At 56.0% G+C, this 14951-nt stretch carries 11 protein-coding genes; 7 read left to right on the top strand and 4 right to left on the bottom strand.

What is annotated here, in order from left to right; all coding sequences use genetic code 11:
* The 4 genes from cyoC to P1P91_RS06325 form a co-directional block, all read right to left on the bottom strand.
* Positions 1 to 627, bottom strand: coding sequence for a cytochrome o ubiquinol oxidase subunit III (gene cyoC / locus P1P91_RS06310; protein WP_311885305.1), 627 nt, complete (start codon positions 625 to 627; stop codon positions 1 to 3).
* Complete coding sequence (cyoB, locus tag P1P91_RS06315) at positions 627 to 2648, bottom strand: cytochrome o ubiquinol oxidase subunit I (RefSeq protein ID WP_311885307.1); 2022 nt, start codon at positions 2646 to 2648, stop codon at positions 627 to 629. The genes cyoC and cyoB overlap by 1 nt, the downstream gene beginning before the upstream one ends.
* Positions 2649 to 2651: 3 nt before the next feature.
* The gene (cyoA, locus tag P1P91_RS06320; RefSeq protein WP_311885309.1) at positions 2652 to 3566 is read right to left on the bottom strand and encodes a ubiquinol oxidase subunit II; all 915 of its coding nucleotides are present in this window, start codon (positions 3564 to 3566) and stop codon (positions 2652 to 2654) included.
* Positions 3567 to 4026: 460 nt separating this feature from the next.
* Complete coding sequence (locus tag P1P91_RS06325; protein ID WP_311885720.1) at positions 4027 to 4386, bottom strand: GreA/GreB family elongation factor; 360 nt, start codon at positions 4384 to 4386, stop codon at positions 4027 to 4029.
* Positions 4387 to 4467: 81 nt separating this feature from the next.
* On the opposite strand from P1P91_RS06325, the gene gmtY reads away from it, so the two are divergent.
* The 7 genes from gmtY to brxC all read left to right on the top strand — a co-directional run bounded on the left by gmtY (position 4468) and on the right by brxC (position 14906).
* The gene (gene gmtY / locus P1P91_RS06330) at positions 4468 to 5796 is read left to right on the top strand and encodes a gamma-mobile-trio recombinase GmtY (RefSeq protein ID WP_311885311.1); all 1329 of its coding nucleotides are present in this window, start codon (positions 4468 to 4470) and stop codon (positions 5794 to 5796) included.
* The gene (gene gmtZ, locus P1P91_RS06335) at positions 5783 to 8539 is read left to right on the top strand and encodes a gamma-mobile-trio integrase GmtZ (RefSeq protein ID WP_311885312.1); all 2757 of its coding nucleotides are present in this window, start codon (positions 5783 to 5785) and stop codon (positions 8537 to 8539) included. Before gmtY ends, gmtZ begins: the two co-directional genes overlap by 14 nt.
* A gap of 1 nt (position 8540) precedes the next feature.
* Positions 8541 to 9143: a gamma-mobile-trio protein GmtX gene (gene gmtX, locus P1P91_RS06340; protein ID WP_176676587.1), complete on the top strand. Its 603-nt coding sequence runs from the start codon at positions 8541 to 8543 to the stop codon at positions 9141 to 9143.
* 7 nt (positions 9144 to 9150) lie between these two features.
* Positions 9151 to 9624 carry a transcription elongation factor GreB gene (greB, locus tag P1P91_RS06345; protein ID WP_311885314.1) on the top strand — a complete coding sequence of 158 codons (474 nt, stop codon included), beginning with the start codon at positions 9151 to 9153 and terminating at the stop codon, positions 9622 to 9624.
* A gap of 30 nt (positions 9625 to 9654) precedes the next feature.
* Entirely contained in the window at positions 9655 to 10272 is a 618-nt protein-coding gene (locus P1P91_RS06350; RefSeq protein ID WP_311885316.1) for a DUF1819 family protein, read from the top strand.
* A gap of 146 nt (positions 10273 to 10418) precedes the next feature.
* Positions 10419 to 11042 carry a DUF1788 domain-containing protein gene (locus tag P1P91_RS06355; RefSeq protein WP_311885317.1) on the top strand — a complete coding sequence of 208 codons (624 nt, stop codon included), beginning with the start codon at positions 10419 to 10421 and terminating at the stop codon, positions 11040 to 11042.
* Positions 11043 to 11186: 144 nt separating this feature from the next.
* Positions 11187 to 14906, top strand: a complete 3720-nt coding sequence (brxC, locus tag P1P91_RS06360; RefSeq protein ID WP_311885319.1) for a BREX system P-loop protein BrxC — start codon at positions 11187 to 11189, stop codon at positions 14904 to 14906.
* Positions 14907 to 14951 lie beyond the last annotated feature (45 nt).

Genomic DNA, 14951 nt, shown 5'->3' on the forward strand with positions numbered 1-14951 from the left:
TCACAGCACTCCCATCAGGTAGACGAAAGAAAAGACGCAGATCCAGACGATGTCCAGAAAGTGCCAAAAAAGGCTCAGGCACATGATTCGCGGGCGCGTCATGTTGTTAAGCCCCTTGGTGGACACCTGAACCAGCATCACGGCAATCCAGATCAGGCCGAAGGTGACGTGCAGCCCGTGAGTGCCCACCAGGGTGAAGAACGCGGTAAGAAAGGCGCTGCGATCCGGGCCGAAGCCTTCCTCGATCAGATGGTGGAACTCAAAGAGCTCCATGCCCACAAAGGCCGCGCCGAGCAGAAAGGTAATGCCCAGCCAGGCCTTGACCTGGCCGGCCCTGTCGGCGTTCATCGAAAGCACGGCCATACCGTAGGTGAAGCTCGAAAACAGCAGCAGGAAGGTCTCGACCAGCACAAAGGGCAGTTCGAAGATCTCCCGCCCCGAGGGGCCGCCGGCCGTGCCCCCGGAGAGCACGGCGTAGGTGGCGAACAGCGAGCCGAAGATCACCAGATCGCTCATCAGGTAGACCCAGAAGCCAAAGACCGTTTTGCCGCCGTCGTCGTGAGCGTCGGCGTGGTGGTCCTGGGCTTTCGCCGGAGCGTGCTGGTTAGTCATGGTTGTGGTTGCCATTATGCCCGTACCTCCACGCGGTGGGTGTTGTGCTCGAGTTCGTCGCGACGCAGGAAGCGCTCGCGGTGTTCGCGCTCGATGCGCTCGACCTCGGCGGCGGGGACGTGGTAGTCGATGTCGTCGTTGAACACGCGCATCAAAAAGGCCATGAAGATGCCCGCACCGCTAAGCGCGGCCAGCCACCAGATATGCCACACCAGGGAAAAGCCGAGAACGATGCTGAGGATACCCATGACCGGGCCGGCCACGGTGTTTTTGGGCATGTGGATGTCCTCGTAGGGCCCGTGGCTGAGCAGGGCCTCGGCGCCGTTTCGCTGCTTGTCTGCCCAGAAGCTGTCGATACCGGTGACGACCGGGAGATGGGCGTAGTTGTAGAACGGCGCCGGAGACGAGGTGGACCACTCGAAGGTCCGCGCGTCCCAGGGGTCGCCGGTGACGTCCAGGTTCTGCTTGCGGTCGCGCACGCTGACGTAGAGCTGGATCACCGTGCAGGCAATGCCCGCCATGATGATCACGGCACCCACCCAGGCGACGATCATCAGCGGCTGCCAGTCGGTGTTGGCATAGCTCTGCATGCGCCGCGCGGCACCGTAGAAGCTCAGTACGTAAAGCGGCATGAAAGCGGTGTAGAAGCCAATGAACCAGCACCAGAAGGCGCGCTTGCCCCATTTTTCGTTCAGGGTGAAGCCGAAGGCCTTGGGGAACCAGTAGGTGAGCCCTGCCATCATGCCGAAGACCACGGCGCCGATGATGACGTTGTGGAAGTGGGCGATGACAAAGAGGCTGTTGTGCAAGACGAAATTGGCGCCGGGCACCGCAAGCATCACGCCGGTCATGCCGCCGAGCGTAAAGGTCACGATAAAGCCCAGCGTCCACAGGATCGGCGAGGTGAACTGCAGGCTGCCGCGGTACATGGTGAACAGCCAGTTGAAGATCTTCACCCCGGTGGGGATGGCGATGATCATCGTGGCAATGCCGAAGAAGGCGTTGACGTTGGCACCGGCCCCCATGGTGAAAAAGTGGTGCAGCCAGACGATGAACGACAGCACTGTGATGCACACCGTGGCCCACACCATGGTGGTATAGCCGAACAGCCGCTTGCGCGCAAACGTCGAGGTGACTTCGGAGAACACGCCAAAGGCCGGAAGCACCAGGATATACACCTCGGGGTGGCCCCAGGCCCAGATGAGGTTGACGTACATCATCATGTTGCCGCCAAAGTCATTGGTGAAGAAGTGCATGCCGAAGTAGCGATCCAGGGTGAGCATGGCGATGCTCGCGGTGAGGATCGGGAACGCCGCGATAATGAGTACGTTGGCGCACAGCGACGTCCAGGTGAAGATCGGCATGCGAAACATCTTCATGCCTTTGGTGCGCATCTTGAGAATGGTCACAAAGAAATTGATGCCGGTAAGCGTGGTGCCGATTCCCGATATCTGCAGCGCCCATATCCAGTAGTCCACCCCGACGTCGGGACTGTACTGCAGCTCCGATAGCGGCGCGTAGGCCAGCCAGCCGGTCTTGGCGAACTCGCCGATGAACAGCGACAGGTTGACCAGCACCACGCCGGCGGCAAACAGCCAGAAGCTCAGGTTGTTGAGAAAGGGAAAGGCCACGTCCCGGGCGCCGATCTGCAGCGGCACCACCAGGTTCATCAGGCCGATGACCATGGCCATGGCGACAAAGAAGATCATGATCACACCGTGGGCGGTGAAGATCTGGTCAAAGTGCTCGGGCGGCAGATAGCCCGTCGCGCCCCCGGCGGCCAGCGCCTGCTGGCTGCGCATCATGATGGCATCGGAGAAGCCGCGCACCAGCATGACCAGGGCGACGAGAAAATACATGATGCCGAGTTTCTTGTGATCGACGGTGGTAATCCACTCCGACCACAGGTACTGCCATTTCTTGAAGTAGGTGATCGCCCCCAGCAGCAGCGCTGCCACTACCGCAATAGCCGCAACGGTGCCCATGATGATGGGCTCGTGGACGGGGATCGCCTCCAGACTCAGTTTTCCGAACATGGTTTACTCCGCTGCCTTGGCGTTTAGCAGTGCCTTGCCATCGCTTGATGACGCGTCATCCGCTTCGCGGCCGGTATGAAAGCTTTGCAGGATGTCTTCATAAAGCCCGGGCGATATCTCGGAGAAGTATTTCACCGGCACGTCTCGGGTGGGGAGCGCCAGATGGTCGTACTGCTCGGGGAACGTCAGGGACTTGTCGGACTCGCGTGCCTTGGCGACCCAGTCGTCAAAGCCTTCTGGCGACATGGCAATCGCGTCAAACGTCATGCCGGCAAAGCCTGATCCGCTGTAGTTGGTCGAGCGGCCCGGGTAGGTGCCCTGTTCATCGGCAATCAGGTGGACATCGTTGTCCATGCCCGCCATGGCGTAGATCTGGCTGCCCAGGCGCGGAATGAAAAACGAGTTCATCACCGAACCGGACGTCACCCGGAAGCGCACCGGGACATCCTCGGGGAAAGCCACTTCGTTGACCGTGGCAATGCCTTCTTCGGGATAGATGAACAGCCATTTCCAGTCCAGCGACACGACCTGGATTTCCATGGGGTCGGCGTCGCTTTCCAGCGGCTTGTGAGGGTCGAGGCTGTGGGTGGTTTTCCACGTCAGCGTCGCGAGAATCGCGATGATGACGCAGGGAATCAGCCAGACCACGACCTCGATGGCGTTGGAGTGCGCCCAGTCCGGCTGGTAGACCGCGCTTTTGTTGCTGCGGCGGTAGCGAACGGCAAACCACAGCGTCATGCCGATTACCGGGATAACCACGAGCAGCATCAGGCCGAAGGCGGTGAGGATCAGCCGGGTCTGCTCATGGCCGATCTGCCCCCTGGAATCCAGCAGGGCAGACCCGCACCCCGCCAGCAGTAGCGGTAGCGTGGTCAGCAGCAAGGTACCGATGGCGCGCGTAAAGCTCTTTCTTCTCATCTTGCGACCTCGTGGGAGTGAAGAGACGAGCGCGCTTTCAAACCGACCAGGCCATCAAGCCAGCGTCATGACAGCCGCCGAGGGAAGCCGTGTCCTTGAGCAGCGTTGGCAGGTTAATTGCTAGCAGGCTAACTTGTTGCGTAAGGCTGGCGTGTGCGACTTGGTGTCGGTGCCGGCTGGCGTAGACCTAACGGTAAGGAGGCGCGCCGTCTGGCGTAGGCCGCAGGTAAAGCCAGTGCGTCTGTCCGGCAAAAGGGAGGGAAAACCGGCGCAAACGCAGCGGCTTTAACCGCGGAGGGCGCATTATTGAACAGGAAAAACGACGCTGAAAAGCGACGTTTTGCCACACCTTTGCACCAGGGAAGGTTGATCTGGGTCAATGCAGCGTGCAGCGCCCGTGTTCAGGGGGCTGGCCAGGAGCGTGCCGGCCGCGAAAAAAATGGCTATCGGCCGGATAGCGTCAGGCAATGGGGGCGTAGCGAATGTCCGTCACCACGTAGTACTGCTCGCCGCCGGGCGCGGCCACGGTGACGTCGTCGTCCACGGCCTTGCCCAAAAGCGCTCGGGCCAGCGGGGCGTCCACGCTGATCCAGCGTTTTTGGGTATCGGTCTCGTCGTGACCGACAATGCGCAGGGAGAGGGTTTCGCCGTGCTCGTCCTCGAGCTCGACGAAGGCGCCGAAGAACACCTTGTCGGTGTCCGCCGGCAGACGATCGACCACCTGCAGCTCGTCCAGGCGCTTGGTCAGGTAGCGGATGCGTCCCAGTACCCGGCCGAGCTCTTTCTTGTTGTAGGTATAAAAGAACCCCTTCCTTCGAATACTATTCCCAAGGAGTTTTTTATTGACGACTGAAGGTTTTTGGTCTAGACATGAAAACAACCCCTAAAAAAGTACTATCTGATGCCCTTCGCACATAAGGTCCAAGTCCGCTACGTGGATGTGGCTAGCGGTAATGTTTACTTGTTGCCGGCTGTTTATACTGAAAGTGGAGTGATTGCATCCCACCTCAGATACTTGGCCTGGTTCAGTTACAAAAGTGAGTCTTGGAAAGAAAGGTCAGTCTTTTCACTTCGACTTTTGATTTCTTATATAAATTCGTTGAGTGGCGAGATTAGAGCTATTGACTTACTGAAATCATTCACCCGTTCTTTAGTAACAGGGACTATTGATTATGAAAGCTGTAACGACCCTATGGGGTTGTTCTGGCCCCCGCGTTCAACATTTGATGTGAACAATATCTTGTTTCATATAACACACTACACGGATTATTTGGCCAGGCAGCCTGAATATGAGGCCGCTCGTATAAATCCATTTGTAAAAGCAACGGGTTATGAAGAAAGGTTAAACTGGTGCGCATACTATAATAGAAATGCCAATGTTTTTCTCAATCACTTAAAGAAAAGAGCGGACGCCTATTTGGAAGTTGGGCGAACGAGAGCCGTGGCAGGGTATCGCGATCCTAAAATAGATAACGATAGGGTGGTTAAATTTCCTGATGACATGGTGGATGTTCTTTTGCAGGAAGGGTTTAGCAACTCTGTGGGAGTGAACTACAAATATCAACTAATGACCATGTTGATGAACTATGGGGGGTTGAGGAAGAGTGAGTTATTTCACCTTTACGTTTCAGATATCACTGTGCACCCTGAGCGAAGGGACGAGGCACTGGTTAGGGTGTATCACCCAGAGTATGGGAAGTCACCACTGCCGGATTATAAAAATAGAAGAGAATATCTTCTTGCAGAGACGCAATATAAGCCAAGAAATTCTTACCCGCTAAGCGAGCGGCTTCATGCAGGGTGGAAAGGTGCTCTTCTTACAAGCAGGGCTGGTTTTTTTGAAGTGATTTTTAATCCACCTAGCATGGCGAAAACCTTTTTAGCAGTTTGGGTGAAGTATTTAAAATACCAAAGAGTGGAGCCTGCTGCCAGCTTCCACCCATTTGCATTTACTAAAAAGAATGGCGGGCCTGAAACCTTAAAAAACTTCCAGCGCGCTCACAAGAGAGCCGTAGAAAAAATTGGCTTGGTATGTAAAAAAGAGTTCGGCACGACCGAGCATGGACACAGGCATGCATATGGTTATAGAGCTAGAAAATTTGGTTTGAGTCGGGTTGAAATACAAAAATCCATGCATCATAGAAGTCCTGATTCTTGTCTGGTTTATATTAAGCCAACCAATGAAGATATAAGGGAAATAATGCGGGGTGTTGCTGATGAAGATGCGTAAGCTTAAGATGCTTAATGTGGATGAGGATGTTCTTAAGCTACCTAAAGCGAATTTTTCTCTGCACGAAATGAAGCTTCTTTGCAAGAAGCATGGGATTAGCAACTCTTCTGAGTACAAGAAGCGATATAAGGAAGTCCCGGGATTGGTTGCTCATCCGGAGAGGATGTTTCCGGATGAGTGGGTTAGCTACAATGATTTTTTTGACATCCCAGAATTCTATACCTACGAAGAAGTTGTTTATAAGATTAAAGGGAAGGGGATAAGGTCTCAGTCAGAGTATAAGAAGTATGTCAAAGACCTCGGCGACCCCAGATTTCCATTTGACCCACAAGGCGCGTATGCAGAAAGCTGGAAAAACTGGTACAAGTTCTTGGGGAAAGAAGAACCATTCAATGTAGAGTTTATCCTGCCTGAATTTAAGCAGTGGCGCGTGAAGATAGATGAGTTTATGAGGCAGGCGCTGGGGGGAAGCTCGAAAAAATCCTATCTATGTAGGTTCGTGAGAGTTTATATTGAGAGGCATGATGGAAGTAAAAGTCCTCAGGAGTTTCTAACAAAGCAAAAAGTCAATATAAAACCATTTAGAGATGAGCTGGAAAATTTCTCAACAGACAATATGAGAAGAAATGTCATACTGTCAGTGAATGAATTTTTTGATTATATCATCGGGTCTGATTTGACTGTGGAGGATGAGGAGACTGGAGAAGTATTCAGGCTGATGGATGCCCGAAATCCATTTGAGTTTATGTTGACCGACTCGTATGTGTCTTCGCCTGGAAGAAGCGAGTCAACCAAACCTTGTCTTCAGTATCACTTTGTCAGGAAGGCCCAGTCATGGATTATTCCAGATTCAGCTAGAAGTTTTCGTGACCTTACACATCTTCATGAGTTCGATTCTGACTGGGTGAAAGTAGAAAGACATATTATTGACAAAGATGACCCAGACTGCGTTTACAAGAAAGCAGGGCCTTTCTGGTATCTATGGGTTCCGACAGACTGGATGCACACCTTTGCTTTGACAAAGGTTCCTCTTCGAGGAAGGCAGATCGCTTATAATGATTCGGGTGAAGCTGACGAATATATACCTGTAATTAAGGATGCTGGAGGAGTGGCGTGGGTAAAGAATCATGCCGAAATGGCAGGGATGACTAAGTCGCAGTCTTTTATTAAGCGCTATCCCGATGACCAGATTGGGATGTTTGTTACAACTAATAAGACATCGTCCAATAATGGCGGTTACTCCATACCATGGATGCCGGAAGATCTTGCATACTGGTTGATTAAGTTGAGAGAGTGGCAGGCTAAATATAATCCTGTCGATTTTCCTACCAGCTGGTCGCGGTGCAAGAGAACCAACTTAAATGAAATTCAGTTGAAGTCAAAAGGTGTTAACTGTTTTTTATTTAGGGCTTTTGAAGATGTTGAGCCAAAAAATGTCGGCACGGCTTTGACGGGCAGGTTGGCAGCTGCCATTTATCATATACAACCATCGCATCTTAGGCTTTCAGAGCTGAGTGGGCTGCCTAATAATATATCTTGTTATAAGTCTCCATACACCCCTCATTCCATGCGGGTGAGCTTGATTACAGCTTATGTTATGGAAATGGGGATGCCGGTTGAAGTTGTCATGAAGGTCGTGGGGCACTCCTCGATCGTCATGTCGATATATTATTGCAAAATATCCCATGGGGAAATAAGGCGGCGATTGGAGGAAGGCGAGAAGATTGCGCTTCAAGCCGAGGTGGAAGCAATACAAAAAACAATTGAGTCCAATAAAATTGAGTCGGTAAAGAATCAGTTAGTTTCTAATAATGAAGACCTTCTGCTGTCGCTAACCAATAGTGTGCCTGCAGGAAATTTTGTATTCAGAGACTATGGTATTTGTCCATTTGCCGCCTCACGCTGCGATGATGGAGGAGATCAGGTCGGCGCGACAAGAGTACGGGCTCCGGTTCCCATGGGGTATTTGGGAATGCAGAACTGTCTTAGGTGCAGGCATTTCATCACAGGACCGGTTTTTCTGGGTGGCTTAATGTCGGTTGGGAACGAGATTTTGTTCGTTTCGAATAAGCAGTCTGAAAAATGTATGCGGCTCCAAGAAGAAATCTCCACAATCACAGCAAGGTTGGAGAAGATAGATCGAGATGAGTATATTGCAAATGCAAAGGGCATGAATTTTGATCAGGCTGAGAGAGTTTCGCTTGAGGCAGAACAAAGAAAGCTGGAGTCAGAGTATGAGAGTGCAGCAAAGAAAATGGACATGTTCCTGTGCGATTTGCAGTCCTGCTATAAGCTAATCAGGATGTGCGTGTCAGCTGTCAATGGTGTCTCTTCTGATGCAGAGGATGGTATTTCGCTGATTAAGATGCCCGATTCCGAAATGGAGATAGAAATGGAGGAGGTCTCTTACTTTCAGCAACTGCATGAGATTTGCGAGAATGCAACAATCTACCATTCGGCTGATGCAGCCGTTGCAATAGCTCCGAGGTCTCAATTGTTGGACCGAATGTCGGTTTTTAATGAGTTGCAGCCGAGCCTTTTTATGTTGACGGATGAGCAGCAGCTTAAAGTTGGTAACCAGGTAGTCGGTTTTTTGAGGTCACGGCTGAAAACCTGGGAAAGAGTTGGCCAGGTCGTTGACTGTTCAGTGAGGCTAGACGAGTTGATGGAGGAGGAGAGAATTGATAGGTCGGAGCTTTCTCTGATTCTAAAGCCTCAGCTATTAAATGAGACGGGCTGCTAATATGAAAAATGAAGATCTTTTGTTGAAGCTAAAAGAAGACGCTACGCCTAGAACCAAGAAGACGCTTGATGCAATATATGAAGTGTGTAGTGAGCAGATGGAGAGAGGTGTTAGTGATTTCTCTATAGTAACTATATCTAGGCTGGGCGCCAAGCGAGGAGTTCCGAAGCCACAAAGTATTAGGAACAAGTCTGGAGAAAAATACCGTGCCCTCATAGAATCCTTTTCTGATATGGCCGGCGGCAATGTTAAGCGTCCCTCGCCAAGTGCTGATGACTGGGTAGAGGAGATTGCGAGTGCTAAACATAAGCTTCTTGTTAGATCGCTTCTTTCCGATCTCAAGAATGCTAAAAACAAGCTCAATGAAATTATTCCTCCGGGTAGTAGAATAGACGTATACGATCATAGGTCACAGCAAGCGGGCGAGGAAGAGAAGCTCTCCCAGCAGGAGAGAAGAGCGCTGGAATATCTGATATCCAATGAGTTTGTTGGTAAGTGGAATTTTCGCGCTACTGAGTTTGGTGAGGTTGTGGATGAGGGTGGTCAGGTGGTGTTCAAAGCTGCTACAATCGATGCTATTAAAAAGGCTCTAAATAACTTGTAGGTCAGCTATGAAGAATCCACTTGTAACAAGAGAGGGCTATGAAAGCCTGAAAGAAGAGCTTGACCATCTTTGGAGGGTGGAGAGGAGAGAGGTTACAGCTAAGGTGACATGGGCGGCCGGTCTAGGCGATAGGTCGGAGAATGCAGATTATCAGTATAACAAGAAGCGACTTAGAGAAATTGATAGGCGGGTCAGGTATCTACGGAAAAGACTGGATGAGCTTAAGGTGGTTGATTATCATCCGGATCAAGCGGGTAAGATTTATTTTGGCGCCCACGTGGTGCTTGTTGATGACGATGGCAGGGAGATGAAGTTTCGGATTGTAGGTGTTGACGAGATTTATGGAAAACAGGGGTATGTTTCAATTAATTCGCCTGCGGCTAGAGCCTGTTTAGGTAAAGAAATCGATGATGAAGTGGAGATCGTAACTCCGGATGGGCGGAAGCTATGGTATGTCGAAAGCTTTTCTTATAACAGATGATCCTTTTAAGGCTTTTATCTGCGAGTCCTTGTGAATACTGACACCTATGACTTCCGCTACGACTCCGACCTCATCGGTGGCTCGTTGATGGTCCGCGAGAGCCGCATCGTGGCGGAGCTGCTGCTGGCCGGCGTCGATGACGCAGCCTGGAAGGCGGCCATTCTCGACGAGAATCGTCTCCAGAAGGCGCGGCCGGCCACGGCCAAGCGCATGGCCCAGGCGATCCGCAAGCGGCTTGTGCGGCTGCCTGCGCCGTTCTGGGAGGCGTTGTGTGAGGGGGATGACCAGCTGGCCACCCAGGTGGCATTCTGCGCGGCGCTGGCCCGCAACCTGCTCCTGGTGGAATTTCTGGAAACGGTGGTGGCCGATGCCGTTGTGACCCAGGCCGAGCGCCTTGAGCCCTACCAGTGGGATGATTTTCTTGCCGACCGTGCCTATCGTGATTCCGCCATTAGTGGGTGGACGGCATCCTCTAGACGAAAGATGGGGCAGGTGGCCTTTCGCATGCTTTGCGAAGTAGACTTAATGACTGACAGTCGTAAGCGAACGTTACGACCGCTGATGCTGCGGCCCGAGGTGGTGGAATTGCTGGAGCGCCACCACCTGATTCGGCTGCTGGACTGCCTGATGCTCCTGGGGTCGCGTTGAACGCCATGGCTCCGGGCTGGCGGTAGCGTGCCTGTATGTCAGGGCTGTCGGCTGGCGATGCGGCAAGCTCTCGGGCAGCGTCTCGCAGCACGCCATAAAAAGAATGAGATGATGATAAGGAACGCAGACGCAGGGATGGGAACCACATGTCACACGCCGACACTCCCCTGGCTCACCGCCAGGCGGTCCGCCAGGACGATCCTCAGCTAAAGGATCGCCTCAACCAGATCGCCGATAAGATCACAAGCCCGGCCTTCCTTTCCGGCCAGGGCCTGGGCAACGAGATCGGCTTCTGGATCTTCGACTATCCCCCCGAGCACGAACTGCAGGTTCGCGAGTACCTCACCTTCCTGGAAGGGGTACTGTCCCGTCAGCACAGCGAGCTGACGGTTGACCACGTCAACCTGCTGCGCGTGCTGCGCGACTATCTCCATGAGCGTGGCTTCCTCGACAAGGCCATTGCCATGCAGCAGACCAAGGGCGATGCGGCGCTGCTCAAGGCGCTGCGCGGCCCGCTGCACATGGACAAGTTCGCCCCCTTCCTGATCCGACACGCGCTGTCGGACGACCCCGATATCATTCTGCTGTCAGGCGTGGGTAGCGTCTGGCCGGTGATGCGTGCCCACAGTTTGCTCAATGCGCTGCACGGCAGGCTCGGCCACAAGCCGCTGGTGCTCTTCTATCCCGGCCGCTACGACGGCCAGAGCCTGACCCTCTTCGATCAGATCGCCAGTAACCACTACTACCGGGCGTTTTCTCTCGTGCCGTGACGCATGGGCGCCCGGCTCAGTCAGTCCCCAGGGAACTCTCGATCTGAAGGCCAGCCGGCAGCCGTGCTGCCCTGGCACCCGCTTTGTTGACCGCCTTGCCCCACCACGGGAGCGAGGCGTTGCCCGTTAAGGAATCGATCGGACATGCGTATCCAGGACCTCTTCCAGAAACCTTTGAACCGCCCCATCAACGGTGTGGTGAAGGCCGACCAGAAGGACCGCGAGACGGTTTACCAGGAGCTCGACGAGTACGTGGTGACCAACGAGCTGGAGAAGCACTTCCGCGCCTTCTTCGAGTCCTACGCCACGCCGCTCAGTGACCCTTCCATCGCCAACCGGGTCGGGGTGTGGATCTCGGGCTTCTTCGGCTCGGGTAAGTCGCACTTCCTCAAGGCGCTGTCGTACCTGCTGGCCAACATCGAGGCCGAAGACGAGGCCGGCAACCACCGCCGCGCCGCCGAGTTCTTCGACGAGCACAAGCTCCATGACCCGATGATCCGCGCCGACGTCACCAAGGCGGTACAGCAGCCGGCCGATGTCATCCTGTTCAACATCGACAGCAAGGCGAGCTCCAACGACGGCGGCAACCCGATCCTCAACGTCTTCCTGCGGGTGTTCAACGAGTACCAGGGCTTCAGTGGCGATCACCCGCATATCGCTCACATGGAGCGCCACCTGGCCCAGCGCGGCGTGCTGGAACGCTTCAAGGCGGCCTTCCAGGAGGCCAGCGGTATGGTCTGGGAAGAGGAGCGCGACGGCTTCCAGTTCTATCAGGACGACATCGAGCAGGCGATCAGCCAGGCACTGGATCTCTCCCCGGAGGCGGCCCACAAGTGGTTCGAGGATTCCGAGGAGACCTTCAGCGTCTCGGTGGAGAACTTCTGCCGCTGGGTGAAGGAGTACCTGGACGCGAAATCCCCGACTCAGCGCATCGTCTTCATGGTGGATGAGGTGGGTCAGTTCATCGGCAGCAACACCCGCCTGATGCTGACCCTGCAGACGCTGACCGAGAACCTCGGCACCATCTGCGGCGGTCGCGCCTGGATCGTGGTCACCTCCCAGGCTGACATGGACGCCGTGCTCGGCGAGATGACCGCCGCCAAGGCCAACGACTTCTCCAAGATCGCCGGGCGCTTCAAGACCCGTCTGTCGCTGTCGAGCTCAAACTCCGACGAGGTGATCCGCAAGCGCCTGCTGGCCAAGACCCCCGAGGCCAGCGGTGAACTCGCCCAGGTGTTCGAGGCCAAGGGCGCGGTGCTGCGCAATCAGCTCACCTTCGACCGCTCCGGCCCTACACTGAGGAACGTCGACGGCGTGGAGAGCTTCGTCGCCAACTACCCGTTCGTGCCGTACCACTTTCAGCTGGTCCAGAAGGTCTTCGAGGAGATCCGCAAGGTCGGCGCTACCGGGGCGCACCTGGCCTACGGCGAGCGCTCCATGCTCGACGCCTTCCAGATGGCCGCCAAGGCGGTAGGTGACCAGGAGATCGGCGCCCTGGTGCCGATGCACAGCTTCTACCGCGCCGTGGAGGGCTTCCTCGATACCGCGGTGAAGCGGACCATCGACCAGGCCAGCGAGAACGTCGCGCTGGATGACTTCGACGTCGAGATCCTGCGTACCCTGTTCATGATCCGCTACGTGGATCTGGTCAAGGGCACCCTCGACAACCTGGTGACGCTCTCCATTACCCGCATCGACGACGACCGCCTGGCGATCCGCGAGCGCCTGGAAGGCACCCTGGCGCGGCTGGAGAAGGAGAGCCTGGTCACGCGCAACGGCGAGGAGTACCTGTTCCTTACCAACGAGGAGCGCGACATCACGCGCAAGATCAAGGCCACCGAGATCACCAGCAGCGACGAGAACAAGCTGCTGGCCGAGATGATCTACAAGGACCGCCTGCGCGACCGCAACAAGTACCGCTACCCCCTCAACAAGACCGACTACACCATCGGCCGCTACCTGGATGGCCATACCATCGACGGCCGCTTCCAGAGCCAGCTGCGCGTCGAGGTGGTCTCGCCGCTGGATATCGATTACGTCCAGAGCTACTCGGTCCAGAACGGCGAAGCGGGCTGCATCCACCGCAGCAATGAGAACCAGGGCCAGGTGCTGATCCGTCTCGGCGACAACAAGGCCTTCTTCGACGACCTGCGCACCTACCTCAAGACCGAGAAGTACATCCGCTTGAATGCCGCCTCGGGCGACAGCAGCGTGGAGCGTATCCTTGCCGACCGCGGCCGTGAGAACCAGGAGCGTCGCAAGCACCTGCTGGTGCGCTTGGAGGACATGCTGCTGGAGGCCGACGTCTACGCCCTGGGCCAGAAACTCGACATCAACCGCAGCAATCTGAGCACCCGCCTCGACGACGCCTGTCAGTACCTGCTGGAGAACACCTACAGCAAGCTCGGTTACCTGCAAGTACTTACCCCCGACCCCATGCGCGAGCTTGTCGCGGTGATGACCGCCGACGACATCGGTCAGCAGGCCATCGAACTCGACGGTGAGGAAGGCAACCCCCAGGCGGTGCGCGAGGTGGAGCAGTACATCAGCCTGCACGGCGGCGAGCCGGTGCCCCTCAACCCGCTGCTGGAGCGCTTCAACAACCGCCCCTTCGGCTGGCCGGTGGAGGAGACCCTGCTGATCCTCGGACGGCTGTATGCCGCAGGAAGACTCACCTTCCACACCGCCGGCCCGGCGCTGCCCGGCAAGGAGGCCTTCGAGCTGCTCAACAACAGCCGGCGGCGCAGCGAGGTAAGGTTGCAGAAGAAGCGCCAGACCGACGACGCCGTGCTGCGTCAGGTGCGCAACCTCACCAAGGACCTGTTCACCAAGCTCGGGCCCTCCAGCGAGACCGAGCTCTACGCCTTCTACGTTGAGCAGTTCAGCGCCTGGAAGAAGGACCTGGAGGCCTACCGCAGCAAGACCGAGGTGGGCCGCTTCCCGGGGCGTGCCGCCATCGACAGCACCCTCAAGGAGGTTGAGCGCCTGCTGCGCATCGACGACAGCTTCGACTTCTTCAAGGCGGTGGCCGACCAGCAGGAGGATCTGCTCGATCTTGAAGAGGAGTATCGCGACCTCCACGAGTTCTTCACCAAGCAGCTCACCACCTGGAAGCAGCTCGACCAGGCCCTGACCCGCTTCCAGCCCAACCGCCCGGCGCTGGAGAAGGAGCCCGAGGCGAAGGCGGCGCTGGCCGAGCTGGACCGCATCTACGCCTCCGAGGCGCCCTACGGCATGCTGCAGAAGGTCTCCGGGTTGATCCAGACCGTCGATGAGACCAACACCCAGCTGCTGGAGCAGAAGCGCGAGCATGCCATCGGCCGGATCGACCAGCGTATCGCCAACGTCAGCGCCGAGATCGTCAAGAGCGGCATCGGCACCCCGGAGCTCAGCAACCGCCTGCTGCGCCCCCTGCAGCTGCTCAAGCAGGACATCGAAAGCGCGGCCAGCATCGCCCAGATCTACCTGCTGCAGGGTGATACCGCCAATGACCGCGAGCAGGAGAGCCTCGACGAGCTCCACCGCGAGCAGGAAGCCGAGGCCGAACGCCAGCGCATCGCCCGCCAGAAGGCGGATAACGGTGGCAAGCCGGACCGCGATGCCACGCCAGACGGCGAGGGTGACTCAACCCAGGGCGGCGGCAGCGGTGATACCGGCACACCGCCCGATGAAGTGCGTGAACCCGCGCCCACCCGAGTCGCCGCACCCAAGCCGGTGGCCAACGTCAGCGTCAGCCAGGTGCTCAGCCGCACCCATGAAGGGGTCTACCTGGAGAGCCAGCAGGAGGTCGATGCCTTCCTCGACGCCCTCAAGCGCGAGCTCGACGACGCCATCCAGGCCAACAAGCGCATCCGCATCCGCTAAACCGACGCTATACCGAGCAGCCCCGCCTCTCAGAGCACGGGGCCG

This window comes from Halomonas piscis (assembly GCF_031886125.1).
GTDB lineage: Bacteria > Pseudomonadota > Gammaproteobacteria > Pseudomonadales > Halomonadaceae > Vreelandella > Vreelandella piscis.

Bases quoted from the DNA above. Each gene is read 5' to 3' on its own strand.
- cyoC (WP_311885305.1), bottom strand. From the start codon at position 627: ATGGCAACCACAACCATGACTAACCAGCACGCTCCGGCGAAAGCCCAG.
- cyoB (WP_311885307.1), bottom strand. From the start codon at position 2,648: ATGTTCGGAAAACTGAGTCTGGAGGCGATCCCCGTCCACGAGCCCATC.
- cyoA (WP_311885309.1), bottom strand. From the start codon at position 3,566: ATGAGAAGAAAGAGCTTTACGCGCGCCATCGGTACCTTGCTGCTGACC.
- gmtY (WP_311885311.1), top strand. From the start codon at position 4,468: ATGCCCTTCGCACATAAGGTCCAAGTCCGCTACGTGGATGTGGCTAGC.
- gmtZ (WP_311885312.1), top strand. From the start codon at position 5,783: ATGAAGATGCGTAAGCTTAAGATGCTTAATGTGGATGAGGATGTTCTT.
- gmtX (WP_176676587.1), top strand. From the start codon at position 8,541: ATGAAAAATGAAGATCTTTTGTTGAAGCTAAAAGAAGACGCTACGCCT.
- greB (WP_311885314.1), top strand. From the start codon at position 9,151: ATGAAGAATCCACTTGTAACAAGAGAGGGCTATGAAAGCCTGAAAGAA.
- P1P91_RS06355 (WP_311885317.1), top strand. From the start codon at position 10,419: ATGTCACACGCCGACACTCCCCTGGCTCACCGCCAGGCGGTCCGCCAG.
- brxC (WP_311885319.1), top strand. From the start codon at position 11,187: ATGCGTATCCAGGACCTCTTCCAGAAACCTTTGAACCGCCCCATCAAC.